This is a genomic window from Nocardia cyriacigeorgica (assembly GCF_029868385.1).
GTDB classification, from domain to species: Bacteria; Actinomycetota; Actinomycetes; order Mycobacteriales; family Mycobacteriaceae; genus Nocardia; species Nocardia cyriacigeorgica_F.
The window spans coordinates 73,495-100,165 of the sequence record NZ_JARWNX010000042.1; the positions used below are offsets into that span (position 1 = coordinate 73,495).

At 68.2% G+C, this 26,671-nt stretch carries 23 protein-coding genes; 13 read left to right on the forward strand and 10 right to left on the reverse strand.

What is annotated here, in order from left to right:
• The first annotated feature begins 98 nt into the window (after nucleotides 1-98).
• From QH168_RS11635 to QH168_RS11650, 4 genes are all read left to right on the forward strand, one after another.
• Nucleotides 99-746, forward strand: coding sequence for a TetR/AcrR family transcriptional regulator (locus QH168_RS11635; protein WP_280234599.1), 648 nt, complete (start codon nucleotides 99-101; stop codon nucleotides 744-746).
• Nucleotides 747-1,299: 553 nt separating this feature from the next.
• Complete coding sequence (gene mfd / locus QH168_RS11640; protein ID WP_280234600.1) at nucleotides 1,300-4,914, forward strand: transcription-repair coupling factor; 3,615 nt, start codon at nucleotides 1,300-1,302, stop codon at nucleotides 4,912-4,914.
• Nucleotides 4,911-5,648 (forward strand): MazG family protein, encoded by a 738-nt coding sequence (locus QH168_RS11645; protein WP_280234601.1) that lies wholly within the window; start codon nucleotides 4,911-4,913, stop codon nucleotides 5,646-5,648. Before mfd ends, QH168_RS11645 begins: the two co-directional genes overlap by 4 nt.
• A 123-nt stretch (nucleotides 5,649-5,771) precedes the next feature.
• Nucleotides 5,772-7,970 carry an MMPL family transporter gene (locus QH168_RS11650; protein WP_280234602.1) on the forward strand — a complete coding sequence of 733 codons (2,199 nt, stop codon included), beginning with the start codon at nucleotides 5,772-5,774 and terminating at the stop codon, nucleotides 7,968-7,970.
• A gap of 56 nt (nucleotides 7,971-8,026) precedes the next feature.
• On the opposite strand, the gene QH168_RS11655 is transcribed toward QH168_RS11650, so the two are convergent.
• The 8 genes from QH168_RS11655 to QH168_RS11690 all read right to left on the reverse strand — a co-directional run bounded on the left by QH168_RS11655 (nucleotide 8,027) and on the right by QH168_RS11690 (nucleotide 16,143).
• The gene (locus QH168_RS11655) at nucleotides 8,027-8,602 is read right to left on the reverse strand and encodes a TerD family protein (RefSeq protein ID WP_280234603.1); all 576 of its coding nucleotides are present in this window, start codon (nucleotides 8,600-8,602) and stop codon (nucleotides 8,027-8,029) included.
• Between the two features lie 75 nt (nucleotides 8,603-8,677).
• Nucleotides 8,678-9,160 (reverse strand): pyridoxamine 5'-phosphate oxidase family protein, encoded by a 483-nt coding sequence (locus QH168_RS11660; protein WP_280234604.1) that lies wholly within the window; start codon nucleotides 9,158-9,160, stop codon nucleotides 8,678-8,680.
• A gap of 146 nt (nucleotides 9,161-9,306) precedes the next feature.
• Nucleotides 9,307-9,768, reverse strand: a complete 462-nt coding sequence (locus QH168_RS11665) for a flavodoxin domain-containing protein (RefSeq protein ID WP_280234605.1) — start codon at nucleotides 9,766-9,768, stop codon at nucleotides 9,307-9,309.
• 88 nt (nucleotides 9,769-9,856) lie between these two features.
• Nucleotides 9,857-11,260 (reverse strand): MATE family efflux transporter, encoded by a 1,404-nt coding sequence (locus QH168_RS11670; protein ID WP_280234606.1) that lies wholly within the window; start codon nucleotides 11,258-11,260, stop codon nucleotides 9,857-9,859.
• A 118-nt stretch (nucleotides 11,261-11,378) separates the two neighbouring features.
• Nucleotides 11,379-12,413: a PLP-dependent cysteine synthase family protein gene (locus QH168_RS11675; RefSeq protein ID WP_280234607.1), complete on the reverse strand. Its 1,035-nt coding sequence runs from the start codon at nucleotides 12,411-12,413 to the stop codon at nucleotides 11,379-11,381.
• 64 nt (nucleotides 12,414-12,477) lie between these two features.
• The gene (locus QH168_RS11680; RefSeq protein ID WP_432421081.1) at nucleotides 12,478-13,737 is read right to left on the reverse strand and encodes an alanine racemase; all 1,260 of its coding nucleotides are present in this window, start codon (nucleotides 13,735-13,737) and stop codon (nucleotides 12,478-12,480) included.
• A gap of 308 nt (nucleotides 13,738-14,045) precedes the next feature.
• Nucleotides 14,046-15,008, reverse strand: a complete 963-nt coding sequence (locus tag QH168_RS11685; RefSeq protein ID WP_280234686.1) for an ornithine cyclodeaminase family protein — start codon at nucleotides 15,006-15,008, stop codon at nucleotides 14,046-14,048.
• Nucleotides 15,009-15,027: 19 nt separating this feature from the next.
• On the reverse strand, nucleotides 15,028-16,143 hold the full coding sequence (locus QH168_RS11690) for a TauD/TfdA family dioxygenase (protein WP_280234609.1): 1,116 nt from the start codon (nucleotides 16,141-16,143) through the stop codon (nucleotides 15,028-15,030).
• 312 nt (nucleotides 16,144-16,455) lie between these two features.
• Between QH168_RS11690 and QH168_RS11695 the strand changes: the two genes are divergently transcribed.
• The 9 genes from QH168_RS11695 to QH168_RS11735 all read left to right on the forward strand — a co-directional run bounded on the left by QH168_RS11695 (nucleotide 16,456) and on the right by QH168_RS11735 (nucleotide 25,654).
• Nucleotides 16,456-17,970 carry an ABC transporter substrate-binding protein gene (locus QH168_RS11695; protein ID WP_280234610.1) on the forward strand — a complete coding sequence of 505 codons (1,515 nt, stop codon included), beginning with the start codon at nucleotides 16,456-16,458 and terminating at the stop codon, nucleotides 17,968-17,970.
• On the forward strand, nucleotides 17,967-18,896 hold the full coding sequence (locus QH168_RS11700) for an ABC transporter permease (protein ID WP_280234611.1): 930 nt from the start codon (nucleotides 17,967-17,969) through the stop codon (nucleotides 18,894-18,896). The genes QH168_RS11695 and QH168_RS11700 overlap by 4 nt, the downstream gene beginning before the upstream one ends.
• Nucleotides 18,897-18,922: 26 nt before the next feature.
• Nucleotides 18,923-19,693, forward strand: coding sequence for an ABC transporter permease (locus QH168_RS11705; protein WP_280234612.1), 771 nt, complete (start codon nucleotides 18,923-18,925; stop codon nucleotides 19,691-19,693).
• A gap of 55 nt (nucleotides 19,694-19,748) precedes the next feature.
• Complete coding sequence (locus QH168_RS11710) at nucleotides 19,749-21,260, forward strand: ABC transporter ATP-binding protein (RefSeq protein WP_280234613.1); 1,512 nt, start codon at nucleotides 19,749-19,751, stop codon at nucleotides 21,258-21,260.
• A gap of 91 nt (nucleotides 21,261-21,351) precedes the next feature.
• The gene (locus QH168_RS11715) at nucleotides 21,352-22,080 is read left to right on the forward strand and encodes a lytic transglycosylase domain-containing protein (RefSeq protein ID WP_432421078.1); all 729 of its coding nucleotides are present in this window, start codon (nucleotides 21,352-21,354) and stop codon (nucleotides 22,078-22,080) included.
• Between the two features lie 141 nt (nucleotides 22,081-22,221).
• Entirely contained in the window at nucleotides 22,222-23,505 is a 1,284-nt protein-coding gene (gene eno, locus QH168_RS11720; protein ID WP_280234614.1) for a phosphopyruvate hydratase, read from the forward strand.
• Between the two features lie 28 nt (nucleotides 23,506-23,533).
• Nucleotides 23,534-24,193 (forward strand): FtsB family cell division protein, encoded by a 660-nt coding sequence (locus QH168_RS11725; RefSeq protein WP_280234615.1) that lies wholly within the window; start codon nucleotides 23,534-23,536, stop codon nucleotides 24,191-24,193.
• Entirely contained in the window at nucleotides 24,190-24,714 is a 525-nt protein-coding gene (locus QH168_RS11730) for a DUF501 domain-containing protein (protein WP_280234616.1), read from the forward strand. The genes QH168_RS11725 and QH168_RS11730 overlap by 4 nt, the downstream gene beginning before the upstream one ends.
• Nucleotides 24,707-25,654: a Ppx/GppA phosphatase family protein gene (locus tag QH168_RS11735; RefSeq protein ID WP_280234617.1), complete on the forward strand. Its 948-nt coding sequence runs from the start codon at nucleotides 24,707-24,709 to the stop codon at nucleotides 25,652-25,654. Before QH168_RS11730 ends, QH168_RS11735 begins: the two co-directional genes overlap by 8 nt.
• 20 nt (nucleotides 25,655-25,674) lie before the next feature.
• On the opposite strand, the gene QH168_RS11740 is transcribed toward QH168_RS11735, so the two are convergent.
• Together QH168_RS11740 and QH168_RS11745 are read right to left on the reverse strand one after the other, a co-directional pair.
• Entirely contained in the window at nucleotides 25,675-26,031 is a 357-nt protein-coding gene (locus QH168_RS11740; RefSeq protein WP_280234618.1) for a hypothetical protein, read from the reverse strand.
• Nucleotides 26,032-26,125: 94 nt separating this feature from the next.
• On the reverse strand, nucleotides 26,126-26,575 hold the full coding sequence (locus tag QH168_RS11745) for an SRPBCC family protein (RefSeq protein WP_280234619.1): 450 nt from the start codon (nucleotides 26,573-26,575) through the stop codon (nucleotides 26,126-26,128).
• Nucleotides 26,576-26,671: the final 96 nt, after the last annotated feature.

The window sequence follows — 26,671 nt, forward strand, 5'->3', positions numbered from 1 at the left end:
CACCCATCCTTTGGGTGCTGTTCGGGCGGTATGTCGGTCAAATTCGGGATGTCGGTCTACTTCAGGATGGCTGGTTTTTGGGATGACAGGCGGATCTGATGGCTAGGCAAGCGCGCGCGGAGATCACCCGCGACTCCGTCCTCGCGGGCGCGGCCGATGTCTTTCTGCGCTTGGGTTATGCGAACGCGAGCCTGAGCGAGATCATCGCGCAATCCAACGTGACCAAGGGCGCCTTGTACTTTCACTTCGGTTCGAAGGAAGAACTGGCCCGCGCGGTCGTCGATCAGGGCAACGAGCGCCTGGTCAGTTCCTGCCAGGGTTTCTTCGATTCCCGGGTGCCCGCGCTCGAGGCGTGCATCGGCATCACCTACGTGGTGGCCGACCTCTCGATGAACGATCCGATGGTCGGCGCGATGCTCAAACTGACCCACCAGATCGGCGACTACCGCGGCGCCGCGGGCGACAACATCGCCAAATCCTGGGGCGAGACCTACCGGCTGCTCGCCGAACGCGCCATCGCCCAAGGCGACCTGATCGCCGACCTCGATCCGGAAACCATCGGCCTGCTGCTCAACGGCGTCACCACCGGTGTGCACATCGTCGCGGTCGGCACCGATTCCATCGACCAGATGGCCACCCGCATGGAACGCGCCTGGTACTTCCTGCTCCCCGCCATCGTCCCCCCGGACAAACTCTCCTACTTCCGCGAATTCGCCGCCCGCCGCCTCCGCCGCTACGTGCCGTAATATTTGGCGGCGCCTGCGGCGCCTGCGGCGCCGCGGGTTCGCGCTGTGTTTGATTTGCGCCGCCTGCGGCGTCGCGGTTCGCGGCCCCTTGGTGTCTCGCGTCACCGGTGCCCCTGCTTGCCTTCGGCTTGCGCCGCGGCAGCGGAGACGCGAGACGGGCCGCGAACTTTGTGCTCGGTCTCGCTTCGCTCGAAATGTGGGGTTGACCAGCCATTGTGCTGGGTGTGCGTCCCGGATGGATCGGGCCATCGACGCCATGGTTGTGGTCACGGCCGGGCCGGATCTGGACAGTATCTTGCGGTCGGTCGTGGCTACCCCGCGTGGTTCTAGCGGGGGCGTACCGTTGATCGTCTGCCAGTCGAATCCCGACCGCGGGGCGACCTCGAGGAGCCCGTTCGCGGCCCGGCTCGCTTTTCGGGGGCCGCTGCGTACGCCGAAGGCAAGCAGCGGCCCCCGAAAAGCGAGCCACCAGGGGGCCGCGAACACGCCGCGACGAAGGAGCGGCAAAATGGCAGAGCCGGTCGATTCGCCCGTTCGCTTGTAGGAGTTGAGCATGTCTGCCCCACGTCCACCTCTGGCGGGCCTGGCCGCCGCGGCCGGCGCCGATATTGCGCTGCGGACCGTATCCGACCTGGTCGGCACGTCGCGGGTGGAGTTGGTCGCGCCTGCGGCGGTGCGTGCGTTCGTGGCGGCGACGGTGGCGGGGAGCAAGCCTGTTGTCGTGGTGACGGCGACGGGGCGTGAGGCCGATGATCTGACCGTCGAGCTGTCGGAGATCCTCGGCGAGGCGGTCGCGCAGTTCCCCTCCTGGGAGACGCTGCCGCATGAGCGGCTCTCGCCGGGCGCCGATACCGTCGGCCGCAGGCTCGCGGTGCTGCGGCGGCTGGCCCATCCCGACGATCCAGTGTTCCCGGAACCGTTGCGTGTGGTGGTGACCACCGTGCGCTCGCTGATGCAGCCGATGGCGTCGGGGTTGGGTGAGATCGAACCGATCGTGCTGCGGGTCGGTACCGAGACCGATTTCGACGAATTGCTCACCCGCCTGGTCGAATTCGCCTACACCCGAGTCGATATGGTCGGCAAACGCGGTGAGTTCGCGGTGCGCGGCGGCATCCTCGACGTCTTCCCGCCGACCGCCGACCATCCGGTCCGGGTGGAGATGTGGGGCGATGAGGTCAGCGAGCTGCGCCCGTTCTCCGTCGCCGATCAGCGCTCGCTGGCCGAACTCAGCGTCGATGTGGTGGTCGCGCCGCCCTGCCGGGAACTGTTGCTGACCGAGACGGTCCGCGACCGCGCCGCCGAGGTGGCGGCCGCCAATTCCGCGGACGCGGCGCTGGTGGAGATGCTGGAGAAGCTGTCGCAGGGCGTCCCGGTCGATGGCATGGAGGCGCTGCTTCCGGTGCTGCAACCGGGTGAGCTGAGCTTGCTCACCGAGGAACTGCCCGAGGGCGCCCATCTGCTGCTGTGCGATCCGGAGAAGATCCGCACCCGCGCCGCCGACCTGATGCGCACCGGCGCCGAATTCCTCGAGGCGTCCTGGACCGCGGCGTCGTTCGGCGGTGACGCGCCGCTGGGCGGCCACGGCCTCGACCTCGCCGCCTCGGCGTACCGTTCGCTGCCCGAGATTCACGACAGCGCCACCGAACAGGATCTGCCGTGGTGGACGCTGAGCCCGCTGACCTCGGGTGATCCGGCCGAGGTCGTGCTTCCGGTGCTGGCCGGACCGGCCGCGCGTGGTTCGGAAGAACTCGTCGCCACCATCTTCGCCTCGCTGCGCGCGCACGTCACCACCGGTGGCCGCGCGGTCGTGGTGGTGGCCGGTCACGGTACCGCCCAGCGCGTGCTGGAACGCCTCGCCGACGCCGACGTGCCTGCCGCGGCCCTCGACGCGGGCGCCGAACCCGAGGCTGGTGTGGTCGGTGTGCTGTGCGGTTCGCTGCACGACGGCATCATCTTCGATGACGCGGGCCTGGTCGTGGTCGCCGAATCCGATCTCACCGGCAATCGGGTCACCGCGCCCACCGAGGGCAAACGGCTGCCGGCCAAACGTCGCAATCAGGTCGATCCGCTGGCGCTCACCGCGGGCGATATGGTGGTGCACGATCAGCACGGCATCGGCCGGTTCGTCGAGATGATCGAACGCACCGTCGGCGGCGCCCGCCGCGAATACCTGGTCATCGAATACGCGCCGGGTAAGCGCGGTCAGCCCGGCGACCGGCTGTTCGTCCCGATGGAATCGCTGGACCAGCTCTCGCGCTATGTCGGCGGTGAGATGCCGAGCCTGTCCAAACTCGGCGGCTCGGACTGGGCAAACACCAAGCGCAAGGCGCGAAAAGCGGTGCGCGAGATCGCCGGTGAGCTGGTGCAGCTCTACGCCGCACGCCAGGCGGCGCCCGGCCACGCTTTCGGCCCGGACACGCCGTGGCAGCAGGAGATGGAGGACGCCTTCGCCTTCACCGAGACCGTCGATCAGATGACCGCCATCACCGATGTGAAATCGGATATGGAGAAGGCCGTCCCGATGGACCGGGTGGTCTGTGGTGACGTCGGCTACGGCAAGACCGAGATCGCGGTGCGCGCGGCCTTCAAGGCGGTGCAGGACGGAAAACAGGTCGTCGTGCTGGTCCCGACGACACTGCTGGCCCAGCAACATCTGCAAACCTTCACCGAGCGGGTCGCGGGCTTCCCGGTCACCGTCAAAGGCCTGTCACGCTTCACCGACCCCGCCGAATCGCGCGAGGTGCTCGAGGGCATGGCCGCCGGTGAGGTCGACATCGTGGTCGGCACGCACCGGCTGTTGCAGACCGGGGTGCGCTGGAAGGATCTGGGCCTGGTCATCGTCGATGAGGAACAGCGGTTCGGTGTGGAGCACAAGGAGCACATCAAGGCGTTGCGCACCCACGTCGACGTGCTGACCATGTCCGCGACCCCGATTCCGCGCACACTGGAGATGAGCCTGGCGGGCATCAGGGAGATGTCGACCATCCTCACCCCGCCGGAGGAACGGCATCCGGTGCTGACCTATGTCGGCGGCTACAGCGATAAACAGGTCACCGCCGCCATCCGGCGTGAGCTGCTGCGTGACGGCCAGGTCTTCTATGTGCACAACCGGGTGTCCTCGATCGACAAGGCCGCCAAGCGGATTCGCGATCTGGTGCCGGAGGCGCGGGTGGTGGTCGCGCACGGCCAGATGAACGAGGACACCCTGGAGAGCACCGTGCAGGGCTTCTGGCAGCGTGAGTTCGATGTGCTGGTGTGTACCACCATCATCGAGACCGGCCTCGACATCTCCAATGCCAATACCCTGATCGTGGAACGCGCCGATACGCTCGGTCTGTCCCAGCTGCATCAGCTGCGTGGCCGGGTGGGGCGCAGTCGTGAACGCGGTTACGCCTACTTCCTGTATCCGCCGGAGAAGCCGCTCACCGAGACCGCCTACGACCGGTTGGCCACCATCGCGCAGAACTCCGATCTCGGTGCCGGTATGGCGGTGGCGATGAAGGATCTGGAGATCCGCGGCGCGGGCAATGTGCTGGGTGCCGAACAGTCCGGGCATGTGGCGGGTGTCGGTTTCGATCTCTACGTGCGGCTGGTCGGTGAGGCGGTGGAGGCCTATCGCGCCGCCGCCGATGGCAAACCGATCACCACCGAGGAGACCAAGGAGGTGCGCATCGATCTGCCGGTGGACGCGCACATCCCGCCCGATTACATCACCAGTGATCGGCTGCGACTCGAGGCCTATCGCAAACTGGCCGCCGCGCAGGATGATCCGGCGCTGGCGGCTGTGGTGGAGGAGCTGGTCGACCGGTACGGGCCGCTGCCGGTGGAGGTCGGCAGGCTGGTATCGGTGGCCAAACTGCGGTTGCTGGCCCGCGAATACGACGTCACCGAGATCGCGGTCACCGGAACCACGGTGAAGATCTCGCCGCTGAACCTGCCCGATTCCAAACAGTTGCGGCTCAAGCGGATCTACCCGAGTGCCACCTACCGGGCCGCGAGTGGTGTGGTCGGTGTGCCGCTGCCGCGGGTGGAGGACAGTGTGGGCGCCGACCGGTTGCGTGATGTGCCGCTGCTGCAATATCTGGCCGATCTGCTGCTGGCACTGGACGGTAAGGCGAAGGGCGCGGTCGACCTCACCGTCGCCACCGAGGTCTCGGTGGCCCGATGAGCAATCCACTCGACGCCCGGCCGTTACCTGATGCGCTGCGCCTGGAATCCGATACCGCGACGCTCGCGGCGGGGTTGGCCGAGGCGGTCGAGGTGATGGATCGGCTGTGGCATTTCGGTGGTTGGGAATCCACGCAGACCCATGATTCGCTGCGCCCGTATCTGCTCGAGGAGACCTATGAGCTGCTCGACGCCATCCAGCACGAGGACGCCGAGACCATCAAGGAGGAACTCGGCGATCTGCTGCTCCAGGTGCTGTTCCATTCCCGCATCGCCCAGGCCGCGGGGGAGTTCACCGTCGATGATGTGGCCGCCGCGTTGGTCGCCAAGCTGGTCAACCGCAGCCCTCATCTGAGCGCCTCCGATCTGCCGCCCGATGCCGGGGTGGATGAAAAGATCGCCGCCCAGGAAAAGGCATGGGAGGAGCGCAAGACCGCGGAGAAGGCGCGCAGATCCTGCCTCGACGGCATCGCCATGGCCCAACCTGCGCTGGCTTTAGCTGAGAAGGTCAGGGGCCGCAGCAACCGGGCGGGGCTGCCGGAGGACCTGATTCCGCCCGCTTTGCGCATGGTGCGCCTCGGTGGCCCAGACAGTGCTGAGGAGCGGTTGCGCAAGGCCACGCTCGCCTTCGCCGATGCGATCCGGGCCGCCGAAGATGCCGCCGAAGCCGATCGCGGCGCCCGCGCACCACTCGACGCGGCCGCCTGGCGACGATACTGGCCAGCCGTTCGCTGATCGGCCCGCTGCCGGTCCGTCACTGTGACCTGCGCCGCAACCGCGTCCCAACCCATCACATCGGCCTGTCCTGTCTCGTCCGAGTCGTGTATCCACCCGCGATGACGCGACTAGGAGGCAGCGATGCCGACGGGACTGATCGATCTCATCATGCGGCGCAGACGCGCCGTACTGATTCTCTTCGCGATACTGCTCGTACTGGCCGGAGCAGGCAGTTCGACCTTGTTCGACAAACTGAAGGGCGGCGGATTCAACGATCCGGGCGCCGAATCCGGGGTAGCGGCCGAGGTGTTGCGCGACCAGTTCGGCCAGGGCCAGCCGAACCTGGTCCTGCTGATCGACGCGCCGGGTTCGGTCGACGACGCGGGCGTGGCCGCCGCCGCGACGGCGCTCGTGCAGCGGCTGACCGGGGAGAGTGACGTCACCGGTGTCACGTCCTATTGGACCTCGGGCGCACCGCCCGCACTGCGCAGCGCCGACGGTTCCAGCGGTCTGGTCGTGGCCACCATCCTCGGTGACGACGATGCGGTCGAGGACCGGCTCAGCGATCTGGCACCGCGCTATTCCGGCATCCACGACGGCCTCGATGTGCGGATCGGCGGCTACGCCATGCTCCAGCACGAGATGGTGGAGCAGTCCGAGAAGGACGCGATCACCGGTGAATCCATCGCCTTCCCGATCACTTTGATCGCGCTGGTGCTGGTCTTCGGCAGTGTCATGGCCGCACTGCTGCCGCTGGCGGTCGCGATGGTGACGGTGCTGCTCACCATGGGCGCGATGTGGTTGCTGGCCGGGGTGACGGATCTGAACGCATTGGCCATCAATGTGGTCACCCTGCTCGGGTTGGGCCTGGCGATCGACTACAGCCTGTTGATCGTCAGCCGGTATCGCGAGGAACTGGAGGCGGGTGTCGAACCAGGGCAGGCGCTGCGCAACACCATGAACTCCGCCGGACGCACCGTCGCGTTCTCGGCGGTCACCGTGGCCGTCGCGCTGTCGGGTCTGGTCTTCTTCCCGCTGCTCGCCGTCCGCTCGGTCGGCTATGCGGGTATCGCGGTGGCGCTGATCGCCGCGCTGAGTTCACTCACGGTGCTGCCCGCGCTGCTGGCGATACTCGGCACCCGCGTCGACAAATGGCGAATCCGGCGGCGCGACAACGCATCCCGCCAGCTGCACGAGGGCCGCTGGCATCGGCTGGCGATGTTCGTCATGCGCAGGCCGGGGACGGTGGCGGTCACGGTGACGATGGTGCTGCTGTTGCTCGGCGCGCCGTTCCTCGGGCTGAAGCTCGGCTACCCGGATGAGCGGTCGATGCCGGAGGCGTCCTCATCACGTCAGGTGGCCGAGGCGGTGCGCGCGGATTTCGACACCAGCGAGCAGAGCGCGCTGAGTGTGGTTCTGCCGCAGGGTGGTTCGGGCGTGACCGAATATGCGCAGCGGTTGTCGGCGCTGCCGGATGTGCAGCGGGTCGACACCGTCAGCGGCAGCTATGCCGATGGCGCCCTGGTCGCGCCCGCGACCGAACGCAACGCCCGATTCGCCGCCGAGGGCGGTGTGTACCTGTCGGTGGTGCCCTCGACCGATGACGCGACAGTGCTCGAAGATCTGGTCGGCACCATCCGCGCGGTAGACGCGCCATCGCAGGTGCTGGTCGGCGGCGTGTCGGCGGTGAGCGCCGATGCCACCGACGCCCTGCTGGAGCGGCTCCCGATCGCGCTCGGCACGGTGTTGACGATGATGTTGATCCTGTTGTTCCTGCTCACCGGCAGCGTCTTCCTGCCGGTGGTCGCGGTGCTGCTGAGCTGCCTGAGTCTGACGGCGACCTTCGGCGCACTGGTCTGGATCTTCCAGGACGGACATCTGTCGGATCTGCTCGGCTTCACCGTCACCGGGACGCTGGCCTCGACCGTGCCGATCATGCTGTTCGGTGTCGCGTTCGGTCTGGCCATGGACTATCAGGTGTTTCTGCTGTCGCGCATCCGTGAGGAGTACGAGCGCACCGGTGACGGCACTGCCGCCGTCGCGGTGGGTCTGGAGCGGATCGGTCGGATCGTCACGGCCGCCGCGGTGCTCATCTCGGTGGTGTTCCTCGGCTTCCTGGTCTCCGATATCACCTTCATGAAGGCGTTCGGTATCGGATTGCCGCTGGCCGTGTTGGCCGACGCGACCCTGATCCGCGGGTTCCTGCTGCCCGCCACCATGAAGCTCGGTGGCCGCTGGACCTGGTGGGTGCCGGGTCCGCTGCGGAAGGTGCATGCCCGCTTCGGAATTCGTGAGAGCGTCGACAGCGGCGAACCGGACCGCGATCTGGTGGGCGCGTAGCGCACACGGCGGGTGCGTGAAATCCATACGCACCCGCCGTTTTCGGTATGTCCGACTCAGATGTTGACGCCGTAGTCGCGGGCGATACCAGCCAGCCCGGAGGCGTAGCCCTGGCCGATGGCGCGGAACTTCCACTCACCGTTGTGGCGATAGAGTTCGCCGAAGACCATCGCGGTCTCGGTGGAGGCGTCCTCGCTGAGGTCGTAGCGCGCCAGTTCGGCGCCGGTATTGGTGTCCAGGACCCGGATATAGGCGTTGCGCACCTGGCCGAAGGACTGCCTGCGGGCATCGGCCTCGTGGATCGATACCGGGAAGAAGATATTGGTGATCGACGGCGGCGTGGCCGCGAGATCCACATTGATCACCTCATCGTCGCCTTCGCCCGCACCGGTGAGGTTGTCACCGGTGTGCTCGATCGACCCCTCCGGCGAGCGCAGGTTGTTGTAGAAGACGAAGTGCAGATCCGACAGCACTTTCAGGTCGGGACCGGTGGCCAGCGCGCTGGCGTCCAGGTCGTAATCGGCGCCGGTGCTCGTGCGCACATCCCAGCCGAGCCCAACCGTGACCTTGGTCAGATTCGGAGCCTGCTTGGACAGCGAGACATTGCCGCCTTTGGCCAGTGTGACGCTCATGTTCCCCTTCCTCGCGGCGCTGTCGCCCCGCCCTTGCTCACGATTATGGCCGAATGGCCGATGCCGCCGCCGCGTTCAGTGCTGGCTCTCGGCCCAGGACCGCAGTGTGGCGACCCGGCCCTCCAGTGCGTGCAGTTCGGTGTCGTCGAGCACGGTGCGCTGAATTCCCTTGTCCACCGCGAACGCCGACTGGCGGTGATCATCGATCACGGAAACGTCGATGCGCACCGCCACATAATCGGTGGCCTCCGGCATCTCCTCTGCGATCACCTTCGCGGTGCCGCGCGCGCACAGTGCCACATTGCCGCCGCCGAGGATCAGTAGCGCGACGTCGGGCCGTTCCCGTAGCCGGGCCAGCGAACCGCGATCGAACTTCAGGCTCAGCAGAATGGTGCGGTCACCGGCGCGCACGGGCCAGGACACCGGAATCGCATGCGGCGCCGGATCGGTGGTGACCAGGACGGCGATGGTCTCGGTCGGCCACTCCGGCAGCACGGCCAGCTCGGGATGATCGGTCGAGGGGTCCTGATGCTGCGCAGGGCTGACTCCGGCTGCCATGTTCATCACCTCATGAATCGACGCGCGCGCGACGGGGCTGTGCCGCACTGGAACCCAGTTTACGGGCAGGCCCCGACAAGCGGCCCGAGATGATCGGGCCGCGAACCGGACGATATGGGCGAGGCAGTCGAGCACGAACACCGGGATCAGGCCGGTGTCAGCGCCGCCACCTCGGTGATGGTGAGAGCACGTGCCCACTCGCGGGCCATGTCCCTCGGCTTGATCTCGGTGGACGCGTCGTGGCGGGCATGCTCACCCACCTGCACCGCACCGCACGCGATCAGCTTCTCGGCCGCGATCTCGCCGCCACGGTTGAAGGTGTCGCCGTAGACGGAATCGCCGAGGCCGAAGACCGCGAAACGCAGACCGGTCAGGTCCGGGCGGCGGGCGTCGACCGCGTCGAAGAACGGTTCGGCGCCGGTCGGCAGGTCGCCGTCGCCGTAGGTGGAGCAGACGATGATGTGGAAATCGCGCACGTCGAGGTCGTCGACATCGAAATCGAGCATGTCGTAGACCGATACGTCATGGGCGGCCAGCTCATCGGCCATGACGTCGGCGGCGGCCTCGGCCGTGCCCATCTCCGATCCGAACAGAATGACGACGCGCACGGCGACTCCTCTCCAGCCTGGGTATGGTGAGGCTAGCCTAATATGTAGGCTCGGGGTGGGCAATGGCGTGCCGACGATGGCGCACCGATCAGCTCGGCGTCTCCAACGCCTGCGGCAGCATCCCCGGATGCTCCCGCGCCGCGGTATCGAGCAGGGCGAAGTAGCGCCGCAGCATGAGCACGGCCGTCGCGGCCAAGCCCGCGGTGAGTCCCCACCAGACACCCGCGGCGCCGAGCCCGGCCGGAAATGCCAGCAGCAGCGCCGTCGGCAGACCGACCAGCCAATAGCCGACCAGCGATAGGCGGAAGCCCGCATTGGTGGCTTTCAGCCCGCGCAGCAACCCCGTGCCGATGTTCTGTGCGGCGTCGAAGAACTGGAGCACGATTCCGATCAGCAGCAGTGTCCTCGCCACGTCCATGGTCGCGGTGTCGGCCGGATCGAGGAACGGACGCAACACCAGCTCCGGCACCATCACATACGCGACGCCGGTGATCGCGGCGACCACCGCGGCGTGGCGCAGCGCCAGCCACGCCATGGCCCGCGCGTGGTCGAACTCGTCGCGGGCCACCGCATGGCTGACCAGGATGGACGCACCGTGCGACAGGCCGATCGCCACCTGGAACACGATGTAGATGATCTGGTAGACCACATTGTGCGCCGCCAGCGCCGCCGGACCGATACTGCCCATCACCAGCGCGAGCACCGAGAACATGCCCGCCTCGGAACCGTAGGTCAGCGAGATCGGCAGACCGAGCTTCAGCTCGGCGGCGACCGTGGACTTGCGCACCGGCCACGGCCGCAGCGACAGCGTCGCACCGAGTTCGTCGTCGCGGCGCGCCATCGCCCAGAACACCGCGAAGGTGATCAGGAAGACCAGCGAGGTCGCCACGCCGATGCCGGTGAGTCCGAGCGCGGGCAGCCCGGCCCAGCCGTGCATGAGGCCAAGTGCCAGCACCAGATTCAGCGCCACCGATCCGAGGGTCACCCTCAGCAGCGCCTGCGGGCGTTGCATGCCGACGGTGTATTGACGCAGCACCTGGAACCACAGGCAGGGCAGCAGTCCGGGAGCCAGCGCCACCATCATCGGGCGGGCGTCGGCGAGCACACCGGCGTCCTGGCCGAGCCATGGCAGCGCCCAGCCGAGCCCGACCAGCAGCACCCCGCCGAGCAGACCGGCGACGGTGGCGATCAGGAAGCTGGAGCGCACCACATCGCGGACCTCGTCGTCGGCGCTGTCGCCGCGTTTGCCCGCCGCGCTCACCGCCGACGCGATCTGGTTGCCGCTGCCGGTGATCAGCCCGACGCACATGGTGCGGATCTGGTTGAACAGCACGATGGCCAGACCACCGGCGGCGACCTGCCGCACGCCGAGGCTGCCCATCAGAGCGATATTGGTGGTGGAGACCGCGATCTGCGCCAGCTGCGTCAACGCGATCGGCGTGGCGAGGGCGGTGAGCCTCTTACCGTCGGCGCGGAAGTCGGACAGGTTCACCGACGACCCCCGTTCGGGTTCGGCCCCGAAGCGACTCCCATCGCCGCTACGATGGCGCCGCGCCGCGATCCGGTGGACATCCGTCGCGTCGCGACGGTCGCGTGGACCAGGCGGCGCCTCACCGTGCCTGCACCAGATGATCTCGGCGGGATGCGGGCGTGTAGCGCGTGAGCATCTCGCGTACCTCGTGTTCGGCCTCGGGATCGAGCAGATCGCGGGCGCGCATCCACTCGTCGTCGAAGACGGTGTCGAGATACTTCTCCCCGCCGTCGCAGACGATGGTGACCACGGTGGATCCGGCCGGGAATTCCTCGAGCCTGGTCAGTGCGGCATGTACCGAACCACCGGCGGAGCCGCCGAGCATCAGCCCGAGTTCGGCCGCGACGGCGCGCGCGGTGGCGAAGGCCGCCACATCGGTGACCTTGACGCCCTCGTCGAGCAGCGAATAGTCGACGGCGGTGCCGATGGTGGCGCCCGGCGGAGTGCCGGTGCCGGACTGCCAGTACGGGCCGCCCGGTCCACCGAAGGCGATCGAGCCCACCGGCTCGACACCGATCACCCTCGGCACGCAGCCCAGTTGCCGCAGCCGGGTGGCGGTACCGAACAGCGAACCGCCGGTGCCGACCGCGGACAGCAGGATATCGACGCGCTCGACATCTTCCAGCAACTCTTCGGCCACCGCGTAATAGCCGACCGCGTTGGCATCGTTGTTGTGCTGTTCGGTGAAGTACGCGTCGTCCTGCGCGGCGGCCATCGCCTCGGCATGGTCCTCCCGTGCCGAGGTGGCCAGGTTGTCGTCGCCGTCGTCGGCGACGAACACCAGTTCCGCACCCATTGCTCGCATCGCGCGCAGTTTGTCCTTACATGCGTGGTGGTCGACCACCGCGGTGAAGCGGTAGCCGCGTTCGGCGGCAACCACCGCAAGGCCGAGCCCGGTATTACCGGATGTCGATTCGATGATATGCCCGCCAACGCCCAGCAAACCTCTTCGCTCGGCATCGAGCACCATTTCGCGCGCCATTCTGATCTTGGCGGCGCCGGTCGGGTTGAACTGTTCGAGTTTGAGCAGCAGCCTGGTGCCGTTCGCGGTGGCCGCCAGCTCGAACAACGGGGTGCGGCCGATCAGGTCCGTCACACGCGTGACGAGCGGCATGGAGGTCTCCTCGGTCGGTACTGTCCGGCATCGAGCCGGGGTCGGTCTGTCGGTGCGGTGCGGATCAGCGCGCGTCGAGCGTCCAGCGATATCTGCCGCCGGGCGCGTCGTGCAGCGCCACCTTCGGCGGAAGCGGTAGTTCATGGAACGCGGACTCGTTGGAGTCCATCTGATAACCGGCGGTGTTCGGATAGATCAGCAGATCACCGATATCGGCCGGGCCGGGCAGCGGAATCCGGCGCCAGCTGAGCATGTCCGATTCCAGGCAGGTGGCCGCGCCGACGACGGTCGGGGTCGCGGTGCCCTCGCGCGGCGGCCAGAGCATCGGATCGGGCAGGTATTCGCTGTCGAACCACTGCTCGGAGAGGCTGAGGCTGCTGCCGTCGACGGTCAGGATGCGATACGGATGCCCATGGGCGAGCCGGGTCTTGCTGCCCTGGACCCGGAAGACGGTGCTGCCCGCGCGGTCGAGCAGCGCCCGGCCGGGCTCGATGGCGAGCCGGATGCCGTTGTCGCGCAGGAGCCCGGCGAGCCCGTCACGGTCGAGGATCGCGGTGAGCATGGCCGGACCCGGTTCGGGACAGTGGTACGGGTAGTAGCTGTCGAACTTCTTACCGGTGTGGAACCAGCGCCTGCTGGCCTCGCCGGTGAACTCCGACCATGCCTCGGATCCCACATAGTCCACGCCGAATCCGCCGCCGATGGAGAGAGTGCTCGCCGGATGGCCGAGCGTTCTGGCGTGCAGGCAGCGTCGGACGAGGTCGGCGGCCAGTTCGGCGCGTGGCACCGGATCGTAGCCGGACAGGTGGAAGCTGAAGCCCTCCAACCGGACCGAGGGCATGGTGAGGGCAGTGGTGAGGGCCTGCTCGATTTCGGCATCGATCATCCCGAAACGGCTGGCCGATGCGGGCGGCAGCACCCGGAGCAGCACCCGCACCGCGAGACCGAGCGCGGCGATCCGTTCGAGTTCTCCGCAGCTGTCCACCGCGATCAGCGAACCGTGTCTGGCCGCGAGCCACAGCAACTCATCGGACTTCTCCGGTCCGGTCACCATCAGTTCCGCGCCGCGAACACCCTGTGCCAGTGCCGCCGTCAGCTCGCCGGTGCTCGCCACGTCGACGCCGGCGCCCTGCTCCGCGCACGCGCGCGCCACACATGCCGCCTTGTTCGCCTTCTTGCCGAAGTACACGAACCCTTCGACGCCCGCGTTCGCGAAGGCGTCCTGGAAATCGCGGATATTGCGGGCCACGCGCGCCGGATACATCAGATGGAACGGTCCGCCGACGGCGAAAGCGATATCGCCGAGCAGGTTCGGATCCGCCATGACCCGCTGCTCCCACTCGTCACGGTGCGCCGGTAGCGCCGACGCGGTGATTCCCCCGTCGCCGGGGTTCGCCGCCGGCGAGTGCCCAGCACCGCCGGTCGCGGAGGTACTGGCTTCCGCTGTCGAGCCGATGGGTCGCTCGGCAGGACCCACTGGGCACTCGACGGTTCCGACCACGGGTGCGGGGACCGGGATATCGGTCACTGCCACTGCGGCACTGCTGTTTGTGCGATGCGCGGGTGCGATGAGCCCGCCCTGCGGTGCCATCGCGTCGACGGCCACCGAGGCGGCCACATCATCGATCTCCGTCAATCCCACAGCGGTACCTCCGTGCCGCGGCCTTCGGCGATGGCGCGTTCGGCGAGAGCGTGCGCGACGGCGATATCGGTGAGCACCAGACCGCTGTTGTAGACGAAGATCCGCTCGTCCTGCGAGTGCCGGGCGACGGCCCGTCGGCTGAGGATCTGCGGTAGCTCGGCGTCGACGCTGCGCAGCACACCATCCGGGCCTGCCATATCGGTGCCGGTCACCGCCATCTGCGCGGCACTGGTGGCGACCACGCGATCGGCGTCGACGAGCGTGGACGGCGCGAGCCCGTAGCCGACGAGCACCGCCACCGAACCCGCTTTCAGATCATCGGATTCGAGCGCGACCTCGGTGCCGGGCCCCGCCGTCGCGAGCACGATATCAGCCACGGCGGCGGCTTCGCGTGGATCGGCGACGGTGTCCAGGATGGCGTGCGGATGGTGTTCGGCCAGCTGCCGGTGCACGGCTTCGATGCCCTCGGGATGTGTTCCGTACAGCATGAGTTTGCGCAGTCCCGGATTCGCGGCCAGCAGATGCGGCAGGGCATTGCGGCCCTGGGTTCCGGTGCCGATGAGCAGCACGGTGTCGGCGTCGCGGCGCGCGGTTTCGCGCACCAGCAGCGCCGACACCGCTGGCGTGCGCAACGCGCCCACTCGCGAACAGTCCATCATCGCGATCGGCGCACCGGTGGTGTCGTCGTAGAGGGTGATGGTGGTGTAGTAGCGCTTGGTGCTGCGATCGTGGCCTGGATCGAATTTGTAGGAGGTCTTCATCGCGACCACGCGGCGTCGGCCGTCGCGGCCGAGCATCGCGTAGGAGACCGACCAGCCGTCCGGGTTGGCGACGCTCAACTTGCGCGGATTGTCCGAATCGCCCGCCGCGAAGGCGATATACGCGTCTTCCACCGCACGCACCACGGCCGAGGGTGAGATCGGTACGTCGGCGAGGTCGCTTCGGCTCAGCACCCGCAGCGGGGTGGCTCGATCACGCGTGCTCACAGGGTCCTCGATCATGTGCTGTGCCGTCCCGCTCTACCTCCGCCGGAACCGTTTCCGGCCCGGCCGCCCGGAATGGGCGGACCAATTGCTGTCCATACCCATTCTCTCCGGCCTCGGCGTCGCGGCGGCGTCGTTCCGGTAACCGGATGTTCACCCGTTTCAGCCAGCGGTCGGTGCCGTCGTAGCGTGCGGTGAACGGGATGCGGCCGTGTACGGCGACATCGTTGTCCACCAGCAGGAGTTCACCGGGTTCGAGCGCGGCGGTGACGCAGACGCGCTCGAGTTCATCGGTGAGGTGGGCGTAGGCGTCGCGGAACTCCGGGTCGGCATCGTCGAGGGGAGTGTAGGCGGGGTCGTAGCGCATGGTCAGATCATCGGTGTGGCAGTTGTTTTCGTCGGCAGACCACACCGTGGGCACCGGTGTCGCGGTCGCGCGATCGTAGCCGGAGCCATAGGAGACGTCGGGCAGGATCGGCAGTACCGGCGTGCTCAGCAGCCGACGCTGCCGCGCGCTCAGCTCGACCCGCCGCACCGAGGAGACGGTGGTGCCGACGCGGTCGGGATTGCGCAGACACGACAGCATCAGCAGATGCGCGCGGCCGGGGTGGAAGGCGTCCTCGGTATGCGGGCTGAGCAGGGTTTTGCTACTGGCGCCGGACTGTTCGTGCTCATGGCCCGCCGCGGGGACGATGTTGTTGACCAGACGGCCGTCCTGTTGGCCCTGCCAGCCGAATGGTTCACCGGCCGACCTGGCCAGCAGCAGCATGACGATATCGAATTCGAGCGAACACGAGCGCGCGCTCGAATCACCGCTCCACAGTGCGGCTTCGCGCCAGCTGGGCGGGGTAGGACCGCATTCGGCGTCGGCGAGTGGCAGGCGGCCGACGACGGTCGCACCGGCCGCCGTCGCGGGCGGGCGCATGGCGTGGCGCACCGCGGCGGGTAACTCGTGCGCGCGGGACTCCACCAGCTCGATGAGCGCCGGTTCGGTGAGGGTGCGCGCGGCGGCGCCCGCCGAGGCGCCGAGTGTGGTGTGGATCGCACGAGCCAGCTCACGTACCGCCTGCCCGGCGGCCGGGGGGAGTTCGCGTCGTTCGATCATCTGGGGGTGAAGCGTCTTACGTTCGGAGAGAACGCTTTTCACCAGGGTATTCCCTTCTTCGCATCGGGTCGAAAAGCGATGGTGACGATTCGAATTGCGAAGCTAGTGCTTCCCTCTAGCTAGAGCAAGGCTTACCTAAGTCGGGCATTTGGATAGCGATGTAGCATAACCGAGTCGAGGCGCAGCTAGTGGGCGGTATCACCCATTCGGCTCATCGACTGCCGAGAGACGTAGAACACGATTAGGCTAGCCTTCCCTGAGTCATTTCTCCAGTGGCTTCCGGGTGGAAGCGCCCGGACGGAAGGCGGCGCAATGGGTTTGAACCGGCGACAGCTCCTGCGATCAGGGGTGGGTGTGGGGGCGGTGCTGCTGGCGGCCGCGTGTTCCGGCAGCACCGAGTCGGCCGGTCCGCCGCGTCCGGGCGGGACGTTACGCGTCGGCGCGTTGGGGACGGCCGCTCGTGTCGAACGCGATCCGCACGGCAATCTGAGCAATGACAGCGATTTTCTGATCACCTCACTGATCTACGACCCGCTCACCGTTCCGGCCGCGAGCCCGGTGGTGGCGGCCCGGCTGGCCACCGCGTGGGAACCCGACGCCGAGGGCAGGCGCTGGCGGTTCACCCTCGCCGAGGGCGCCACCTTCCACGACGGGTCGCCGGTGACCGCCGAGGACGTGGTGTGGTCGCTGCGCCGGCTGCGTGAACAGGCGGGGCCGTCGAAAATGCCTGCGGCGGCGCAGGACATCACCGTCGACGGCCCGGGCCATATCGTGCTGGCGACACCCGAACCCAACTCGCAGATCCCGTTGCTCGTGCGCCTGATGAGCTTCACCATCAAGAAGGACACCACCGACTTCACCCGCCCGATCGGCACCGGACCGTTCCGCCTGGAGTCCTTCGACGGCGGCACCGCGCGCCTGGTGCGCAACGATCGCTGGCACGGCACGCCCGCCTTGCTGGACGCCATCGAGGTCACCATGTTCGACAGTGTCACGGCGCTGGGCAATGCGGTGCTCGGCAATCAGATCGATCTGGCCTCCAATGTGGGTGCCATCGCGGGCCGTAGCGCCGCCGGGCGCAGTGACCTGAAGGTTGTACGCCGCCCGAACGATACGGTCGTCGGTGTCGCCATGCGCACCGCCGACGACCCGTTCGCCGATCCGCGGGTGCGCACCGCGGTACGCCTCGGCGTCGACCGGGGTGCGCTGGTCGATCAGGTGCATTCCGGGTACGGGACCGTCGCCAACGACATCCTCGGCACCGCGGACCCGTTGTACGACACGACGATCGCGCAGCGAACGCGCGATATCGACCGGGCGAAGACCTTACTGCGCGAGGCCGGATTCGACACCGCACGCGGCTATCCGCTGGTGACCAAGGCGGAAGCGCCGGGGGAGGTGGAGTCGGCGCAGGTGATCGCCACCCAGCTGGCCGATATCGGGCTGCGGGTCGAGGTGGTGACCCAGGAGCCGAACACCTTCTACGACCAGACCTGGTTACTCGCGCCGTTCTACACGATCTCGTGGGGCACCAACGATTCCACGCTGTTCTTCGCCAACAACCTGATGTCGAGCGGATCGAACCGCAACGAAACCGCCTTCCATGACGCGGCTTTCGATGCCACCACCGCGAAAGCGCTGGCCGCGCGCAACGACACCGAGACCTCGGCGGCCTCGCGGGAACTGCAACGTATCCAGCACGAGCGCGGTGGGTACCTCGTCTGGGGTATGGCCGACGGTATCGATATCGCGACGACCCGCGTCAACGACCTGCCCACACTCGGCGGTTTCGCGCGGGTGCAACTGGAACGCGCCTGGCTGTCGTGACCAGGTTCGCGCGATTGCTGCTCCGGCGCGTCCTGCTGCTGGTCGTGCTGCTGGCCGCGGTATTCGCGGCCGTCGATCTCTTGCCGGGCAGCACCGCGCGCGCCGTGCTCGGCCGCGACGCCACCGAGGCGGCGGTCGCGGCGAAGGAGCGGGAACTGGGCCTGGACCGTCCGCTGGCGCTGCGCTTCGGCGACTGGCTGGCGGATGTGCTGACCGGAGATTTCGGGCAGACCGCGCGTGGCGGGTCGGTGCGTGAACTGCTCGCGGGCACCTTCCCACAGACGCTGCTGCTCGGGGCTATCGCCTTCGCGCTGACCATCATCGTGTCGCTGGCGTTGGGTGCCTGGTGGTCGGTCCGACCCCGCGGTGCGCTCGGGCGCGCCCTGCAACCTGCGACGACCACCGCCGTCGCGGTACCCGAGTTCGTCGTGGCGACGCTGCTGATCCTGGTGTTCTCGCTGGCCACCGGGTGGCTGCCCGCCGTGACGATCACCGGCCGCTCCGGTTTCCCGGCCGCGCCCGACATGCTGGTGTTGCCGGTGCTCGCCTTGGCGATTCCGCAGATCGGCTGGAACACCAGGGTGGTGCGGGCCGCGCTCGCCGAGGCGTTCGGTCTGCCGCATGTGGAAACCGCTGTGCTGGATGGTCTTCCGGAGCGGACCGTGCTCACCCGGCACGTATTGCCCTTCGCCCTGCCGACCATCGTGGCCAGTTTCGCCACCACGGTCGGCATGCTGCTCGGTGGGGCGCTGGTCGTGGAGACGATCTTCAATTATCCGGGGCTCGGGGCATTGCTCGCCGCCTCCGTCGCCGATCGTGACACCACACTGGTGGCGGCGGTCGTCGCCGTGGCGGGGGTGCTCATCATGCTGATGCTGGCCGCGGCCGATGCGGTGCGCGCGTGGTCGTTGCGGGGGCGGATATGAGGTACCGGAGGAACCTGCGGCGGATCATGGCGGTAATGCCCGCGGTGCTCGTCGTGGTGCTGGCGGTGCTCGGTCCGAGCCTGGCCGCGCGGGGCGCGGAGCAGCCCGTCGGCATTCCGTTCGCGGGTCCGGGTGCGGGGGCTCTGCTCGGCACCGATCGGCTGGGCCGGGATGTGCTCAGCCGCATGCTCTATGGCGGGTGGGGCCTGCTGGTGACGGCCGCGGTGATCGCGGTGATCGTGACGGTGGTGGCGAGCGTGCTCGGCGCGGTGGCGGCACTGCGTCCGCGCGTGGGCGCGGTGATCGAGGTGGGCACGGATTTCGTGATCCTGCTGCCCGCCATGCTCGGCATCCTGCTGGTGCTGACCTCCTGGCCGGAGGCGGGCGTGGCCGGGCTGATCGTGATCGCCCTGCTGTTCGGCGCACCCTATTGCGCCCGCGTGTTCGCCGCCGCGGCCGCCGGAGTCGCCGCCAGCGGCTATGTGGAAGCCGCCGAGGCGAGCGGTGAAACCCTGCCGCATCTGGTGTTGCGGGAGATGATGCCGAATCTGCGTGAGGTCTTCGCCGTCCAGCTGGGTCTGCGTTTCGTGGCGGGTGTGTACCTGGTCGCCACGGCCTCCTTCCTGCAACTGCCCACCACCCTCGGCGCCACCAACTGGGCGGTCATGGTCCGCGACAACACCTCCGGGTTGCTGCTCAACCCGTGGGCGGTGCTGGCGCCGAGTTCGGCGATCGCGGTGGTCGCGGTCAGTGTGAATCTCGCCGTGGCCGAATTCGGTAGGGGAGACCGGACATGATCGCCGGGAGCAGGCCGCAGACACGATGGGCGCCGGTGCGATGACGAGCGGTGATGTGAGCGAAGCCGATGAACGCCGATACGGCGACCCGGACGAAAGCCCTACCACCGGCGCCGACACCGGGCAGCGCGCCGATCTTTCGAGCACCGTGGTCGTGGACTCCGTCGTTGCCGTCGGGTCGACCGGGCAGAAGCTGCTCGGCCCGGTGTCGTTGCGGGCGGAGCCGGGCAGCGTCACCGCGCTGACAGGGCCGTCGGGGAGCGGGAAGACCACACTGCTGCGCTTGCTGCTCGGGCAGCTTCCGGACAGGGACACGCGGGTCGATGGCCGCCTGACTGTCGCCGGGCTGGAGGTGCTGGCCCTCGGGGAAGCGCAGCTGCGCGCGTTCCGGCGCGAACGGATCGCCTATGTCGGGCAGGACCCCGGTTCTGCGCTGAATCCGCTCATGCGAGTGCGGGCATTGCTCGCCGAAGTCGCGCGCGATACCTCCGCGGCAGCATTGGTGGAGGCAGTGCAGCGGGTGGGGTTGTCGGCCGAACATCTGCATCGTCGGCCGGGGGAATTGTCCGGCGGCCAGCAGCGCCGGGTGGCGCTGGCGCGCGCACTGGTTCGCCGCACCGGAATCCTCGTGCTCGACGAGCCGTTCGCGGGTTTGCACGCCGCACTCCGCGCCGAGATCGCGCAGGTGATCGCGGATATCGCTGCGACCGGGGTGACGGTGGTGCTCACCGGGCACGACACCGACACCGTGCATTCGATCGCCGATCAGGTGGTGGAACTGGGTGCTGTGGGAACACGCGACATCCGCGCCGCCACCGACTCGATCGGCGCGCGGAACATTCTGCGCGCGAAGGGGATCGGTGCGTCGATCGGCGGTAGAAGAGTGCTGTCCGACATCGGCTTCGTACTCGCCGAGGGATCCGCGTTGGCTGTGGTCGGCGCATCGGGTGCGGGTAAGACCACCCTGGCGCGAGTGCTGGCCGGGCTGCATCGCGATGCCACCGGTGCGCTGGAATTGCACGGCGCACCGTTGCCGATCGGCGCGGCCCGCCGGGCTCGGTATGCGGGCAACGGCATTCAGCTGGTCACGCAGAATCCGAAATCCGCGCTCAACCCGCGCCGCACCGTGGCGCAGACCCTGGCCCGCCCGCTGCGTCGCATCGGTAAGGTATCGAAAACCGAACTGCCCCAGCAGATCACGGCGCTGCTGGAATCGGTCGACCTCGACCCGGCATGGGCTGCGCGCTATCCGCATGAGCTGTCCGGTGGTCAACGCCAACGTGTCGCACTGGCCCGCGCCCTCGCCGCCGACCCCGCGGTCCTGCTGTGCGACGAGATCACCGCAGCCCTCGATCACACCACCGCGGCCGCCATCATGGCCCTGCTCGACCGCATTCGCGTCGAACGTGGCACCGCGCTGATCCTGATCACCCACGATCTGACCATCGCCGCCGCGCACTGCCCGCACATCCTCGTCCTCGAGCACGGCCACCCGGTCGAATCCGGCCCCACCGCGACCGTCCTCGCCGCCCCGCAGCACGCGGCCACCCGAGAACTCCTGCACTGAGGTCGGTAGCCCCGCATGTTTCAGCGGCGGAATTCAGCGTGGTGTTCACCACGCGTCGCGGCCTGCCGACGCCGCCGATCTGGATGATGGAATGGTGCTCTCGACAAGGACCGGCGCGATCGCCGTAACTCTCGCCGCGCTGGTGCTCGCCGGATGCGGTATCGACCGCGACCTGGTGCCGATCCCGGAGGGGCTGCCGCCGGGCCCCGGCACACCGCTGCCGCTGATCGATATCGACTCACCCGGCCGTACCGCCGCCCAGTTGAACGGCTGGGCCGCCGAACAGGCCGATACGCTGCGGATCCCGGTGCCCGCGCTGGAGGCGTACGGATACGCGGCGGCGGTGATGGTGCGGGCAAGGCCGGACTGCGGAATCGCCTGGACCACGCTGGCTGGCATCGGCAGTGTGGAGAGCAAACACGGCACCTACCGCGGGTCGCAGGTGAGCGAGACCGGTCGTGTCGACCCGCCGATCATCGGCATCGCACTGGACGGTTCACCCGGAGTCGCGCGGATCGCCGACACCGACAACGGCGCCCTCGACGGCGATCCGGTGCACGATCGCGCCGTCGGTCCGCTGCAATTCATTCCCGAGACGTGGAAGCGCTGGGGCGTCGACGCCAACGGTGACGGCGTGATCGATCCGCACAGCATCGACGACGCCGCCCTCACCGCCGCCCGCTATCTGTGCGACAGCGGTGGCGTGCTCACCTCGCCCGAAGGCTGGTCCAAGGCACTGTTCACCTACAACCGCTCCGAGAGCTACATGATGGACGTCCGCGACCGCGCCGCCGCCTACAGCGTGGGCAGGCGGGTGTGACGATGCCCACGTCCACATCGCGCCCAACAGCGGCGCACCCGGAGTGCCGGTTACCCGCTGCGGCCGGTGGGCGTTAGGCTCGCAGCGCACGGCTTTTCTCGTCATGACCACCGTGCCAGCAGCCGAAGGAGTGTCGTTTTCGTGGCCATCATCGAACAGGTCGGAGCTCGCGAGATCCTGGATTCGCGCGGCAACCCCACTGTCGAGGTCGAGATCGCCCTCGACGACGGCACGCTGACCAGGGCGGCCGTGCCGTCCGGCGCGTCCACCGGTGAGCACGAGGCGGTGGAACTGCGCGACGGTGGCGACCGCTACCTGGGCAAGGGTGTGCAGAAGGCCGTCGAGGGCGTGCTCGACGAGATCGCTCCGGCCGTCATCGGTCTGGACGCCGTCGAACAGCGCACCGTCGACCAGGTCCTGCTCGATCTGGACGGCACCCCGGACAAATCGCGCCTCGGCGCCAACGCCCTGCTCGGTGTCTCGCTGTCGGTGGCCCGCGCCGCCGCCGAGTCCTCGGGTCTGGAGCTGTTCCGCTACCTCGGTGGCCCGAACGCCCATGTGCTTCCGGTGCCGATGATGAACATCCTCAATGGTGGCGCGCACGCCGATACCGGTGTCGACGTCCAGGAGTTCATGGTCGCCCCGATCGGCGCCCCCACCTTCAAGGAGTCGCTGCGCTGGGGCGCGGAGGTCTACCACGCGCTCAAGTCGGTGCTGAAGTCCAAGGGCCTGGCCACCGGCCTCGGTGACGAGGGCGGTTTCGCCCCCGATGTCGCCGGTACCCGTGAGGCGCTGGATCTGATCAGCACCGCGATCGCCAAGACCGGCCTGAAGCTCGGCAGTGATGTGGCGCTTGCGCTGGATGTGGCCGCCACCGAGTTCTACTCCGACGCCGGTTACAAGTTCGAGGGCAGTGTGCGCACCGCCGCCGAGATGGCGCAGTTCTACGCCGATCTGCTCACCGCCTACCCGCTGGTCTCCATCGAGGACCCGCTGTCGGAGGACGACTGGGACGGCTGGGTCGCGCTGACCGATCAGATCGGCGACAAGATCCAGCTGGTCGGCGACGACCTGTTCGTCACCAACCCGGAGCGCCTGGAAGAGGGCATCACCAAGGGCGCCGCCAATGCGCTGCTGGTGAAGGTCAACCAGATCGGCACCCTCACCGAGACCCTCGACGCCGTGGAACTCGCCCACCGCAATGGCTACAAGACCATGATGAGCCACCGTTCCGGCGAGACCGAGGACACCACCATCGCCGATCTGGCGGTGGCGGTGGGCAGCGGTCAGATCAAGACCGGCGCGCCCGCCCGCAGCGAGCGTGTGGCCAAGTACAACCAGCTGCTGCGCATCGAGGACGCCCTCGGTGATTCGGCGCGCTACGCGGGCGACGTCGCGTTCCCGCGTTTCGCGTTCGAGGACTGACAGCAGCGGAACATGGGGCAGTAGAGCGATGACGGAGCGACGTGCGCGCGGTACCAGTCCTACCGGACGAGGCGACCGCCGCACGTCGCGTACCGCCCGCTCCCGTCCCGTCGCCGATCAGCACGGCCGAGCCGCGGCGCCCAGCCGCACCGCACGCCGTCGCCCCGACGACAAGGCCGAGCCCCGCAAGATCGGCGCCCGTAAGAAGGCCGCGAGCGCCAAGGGCAAGGATTCCGCCGAACGCACCATCCTCGGGTTGTCCACCGGTAAGGCGGTCATCCTGGCGATGGTGGTGTGCGCGCTCGCGTTGACCCTCGCGGTGCCGATGCGCACCTATTTCAGTCAGCGTGCCGAGGCCGCGCAGCTGGCCCAGGAACGCCGACAGCTGGAATCGGATCTGGCGCGGTTGCGGGACCGCCGGGCCCAGCAGCAGGATCCGGCCTATATCCGGTCCGAGGCCAAAGACCGGCTGCGGCTGGTCATGCCCGGTGAAACGCCCTATATCGTGCAGGTTCCCGGGATCGAGGCGCCCGCGCGCCCCGGTCCGACGACACCGTCGCGGGAACCGGACCCCTGGTATACCGGCCTGTGGCGCAGCGTGTCCGAACCACAGCCGACCCCAGCACCAGCGCCCGTGACCACGCCGCCTCCGGCAGCGCCGGCGCCGAACCCGGAAGGACCCAGGTGACCGAACCCGACGACCGGGATCTGCGGATCATCGCCGAACAGTTGGGCCGCACCCCGCGTGGGGTGCTCGCCATCGCCTACCGCACTCCCGACGGTGTGCCCGCGGTGGTGAAGACGGCGCCGCGGCTGCCCGACGGCACCCCGTTCCCGACCCTCTACTACCTGACCGACCCACGGCTCACCGCGGAGGCGAGCAGGCAGGAATCGGCGGGCGTGATGCGCGAGATGACCGAACGCCTCGGCGCCGACCCCGAACTTGCGGCCGCCTACCGGGCCGCGCACGAGAGCTATCTGGCCGAACGTGACGCCATCGAATCGCTCGGCACCGATTTCACCGGCGGCGGCATGCCCGAGCGGGTCAAATGCCTGCACGTGCTGATCGCGCATTCGCTGGCCAAGGGTCCGGGGGTCAATCCGCTGGGTGACGAGTCGGTGGCGTTGGCAGCCGAACACGGGTTGCGCGGTATCGCGGTCCCGGCCGATTGGCCGACCTTCGAGCGCGAGGACAGCGATCATGAATGATCGGGTGGCCGCCGTCGACTGCGGCACGAATTCGATCCGCCTGCTGATCGCCGATATCGGGCCCGACGGCACGCTCACCGATGTGCACCGCGAGATGCGGATCGTGCGCCTCGGTCAGGGGGTCGATGCCACCGGCAGGCTCGCTCCCGAGGCCATCGAACGCACCCGCCTGGCTCTCGCCGACTATGTGGCGCTCATGCGCGAACACCAGGTGAGCCGGGTGCGTATGGTCGCCACCTCGGCCACCCGTGACGCCGCCAATCGCGAGGATTTCTTCGCCATGACCCGCGCCGAACTCGGCGCCGTGGTGGCGGGCGCCGAGGCCGAGGTCATCACCGGCGACGAGGAGGCGCGGCTGTCGTTCTCCGGTGCGGTCGGCGAATTGTCCGGGGACAAGGGACCGTTCGTGGTCGTCGATCTCGGTGGCGGTTCCACCGAACTCGTGGTCGGCGACAGCGACGGGGTGCATGCCGCCTACTCCGCCGATATCGGTTGTGTCCGGATCACCGAACGCTGCCTGCCCGGCAACCCGCCCGATGCCGAACAGGTCGCCGCCGCACGCGCTTTCGCCGCCGAACGGCTCGACGAGGCCTTCACCCATGTGCCGGTGGATTCGGCGCACACCTGGGTCGGTGTCGCGGGCACGATGACCACCATCGCCGCCGTCGCCCTCGATCTGCCCGAATACGATTCGGAGCGAGTGCATCTCACCCGTCTGTCACTGGATGAGTTGCGCGCCGTCTGCGATCGCCTCATCGGGATGAATCACGATCAGCGCGCCGCCCTCGGTCCGATGCATCCGGGGCGGGTGGATGTGATCGGTGGTGGCGCGGTCATTTCCGAAGTGCTGTCGGAGGAGCTGTCGCGCCGCGCCGGGATCACCGAGTTGGTGGTCAGCGAGCACGACATCCTCGACGGCATCGCGATGTCGATCGTCTGAACGGGGGGTGTGGCCCCGGTTCAGGATGTGGCCGTGTCCTGCAACATCCGCTGGTAGTCGGTCATCCCGGGCGTATGCCACCAGATCGGATGCGCACCGGGACCGCAGTCCTGGCTGAAGGTTCCGGTCGAGGTGCCCGCGAGGCGGAAATGGGCCTCGTACAGGATGCGCAGATTGCTGCACAGACCGATGAGTGATCCGGTGCCGGCGCCGACGTCGGTGTTGGTGCAGGTGACATCCAATCGCGAACCGACCGGCGTTGCACCGCAGGTCACGTATCCGGGTGGCGCCGCCTGCGCGACCGGTGCCGCGAACATGACGGCCAGTGCGGCGACGGCCGTCAGTCCGGCGCCGCACGCCGCTGTGGAGAACCGCATGGTGAAATCCCTCCCGTAATATGAACAGCTGTTCAGGGAAGAGATTACCCAGAACCGTTGTCCCGGCGGAAGATACGAAATCTACTGCCACGGTTCACGTCTGATCATCGGCGCGACCGATGATCAGATGGGCGAGGCGGTCCAATGACTCCTGGTTGCGTGGCGTGAACACGAGGTTCTGCGCGAACTCGGGAACGAACGCTCCCGGCCCGCGGGAGGCGTGTTCGAACATGCGGATCCTGGTCACCCGCGGTTGCGGCTCGTCGAGCTCGAACCGGATCCACGCCGCGCCCATCAGCCACAGCCGCGCGTCCAGCTCCAACATGCGCGGCGGCTCGACCGCGCTGACCTTGGTCACATCCTGCACGGTCAGCGGCCACAGGCCGACGCTGTGGTGGATGCGGGTGCCGACGGCGGGCCAGTTGCGGTCGACCATGCGGATATGCGAGGCGCCGACCACCCAGCTCGCGTACAGCCATCCGTCGGCAAGGGCCGCGAAGGCCTGCTCGATCGGCACCGGCACCGTCACTTCGACTTCCGTCATCAGCGCACCGCCTCCGTCGTCTCGACTGCCGGACCGCCCGCACCGGACTCGTGCGGTGCTCGGAGCCGAGCCTAATCAACATGGGCGAACCCGGCG

Excerpts from the sequence above, each read along its gene's own strand:
- QH168_RS11635 (WP_280234599.1), top strand. The coding sequence starts at position 99 with ATGGCTAGGCAAGCGCGCGCGGAGATCACCCGCGACTCCGTCCTCGCG.
- mfd (WP_280234600.1), top strand. The coding sequence starts at position 1,300 with ATGTCTGCCCCACGTCCACCTCTGGCGGGCCTGGCCGCCGCGGCCGGC.
- QH168_RS11645 (WP_280234601.1), top strand. The coding sequence starts at position 4,911 with ATGAGCAATCCACTCGACGCCCGGCCGTTACCTGATGCGCTGCGCCTG.
- QH168_RS11650 (WP_280234602.1), top strand. The coding sequence starts at position 5,772 with ATGCCGACGGGACTGATCGATCTCATCATGCGGCGCAGACGCGCCGTA.
- QH168_RS11655 (WP_280234603.1), bottom strand. The coding sequence starts at position 8,602 with ATGAGCGTCACACTGGCCAAAGGCGGCAATGTCTCGCTGTCCAAGCAG.
- QH168_RS11660 (WP_280234604.1), bottom strand. The coding sequence starts at position 9,160 with ATGGCAGCCGGAGTCAGCCCTGCGCAGCATCAGGACCCCTCGACCGAT.
- QH168_RS11675 (WP_280234607.1), bottom strand. The coding sequence starts at position 12,413 with ATGCCGCTCGTCACGCGTGTGACGGACCTGATCGGCCGCACCCCGTTG.
- QH168_RS11680 (WP_432421081.1), bottom strand. The coding sequence starts at position 13,737 with ATGGCGGATCCGAACCTGCTCGGCGATATCGCTTTCGCCGTCGGCGGA.
- QH168_RS11690 (WP_280234609.1), bottom strand. The coding sequence starts at position 16,143 with ATGATCGAACGACGCGAACTCCCCCCGGCCGCCGGGCAGGCGGTACGT.
- QH168_RS11695 (WP_280234610.1), top strand. The coding sequence starts at position 16,456 with ATGGGTTTGAACCGGCGACAGCTCCTGCGATCAGGGGTGGGTGTGGGG.
- QH168_RS11705 (WP_280234612.1), top strand. The coding sequence starts at position 18,923 with ATGGCGGTAATGCCCGCGGTGCTCGTCGTGGTGCTGGCGGTGCTCGGT.
- QH168_RS11715 (WP_432421078.1), top strand. The coding sequence starts at position 21,352 with ATGGTGCTCTCGACAAGGACCGGCGCGATCGCCGTAACTCTCGCCGCG.
- QH168_RS11725 (WP_280234615.1), top strand. The coding sequence starts at position 23,534 with ATGACGGAGCGACGTGCGCGCGGTACCAGTCCTACCGGACGAGGCGAC.
- QH168_RS11735 (WP_280234617.1), top strand. The coding sequence starts at position 24,707 with ATGAATGATCGGGTGGCCGCCGTCGACTGCGGCACGAATTCGATCCGC.
- QH168_RS11740 (WP_280234618.1), bottom strand. The coding sequence starts at position 26,031 with ATGCGGTTCTCCACAGCGGCGTGCGGCGCCGGACTGACGGCCGTCGCC.
- QH168_RS11745 (WP_280234619.1), bottom strand. The coding sequence starts at position 26,575 with ATGACGGAAGTCGAAGTGACGGTGCCGGTGCCGATCGAGCAGGCCTTC.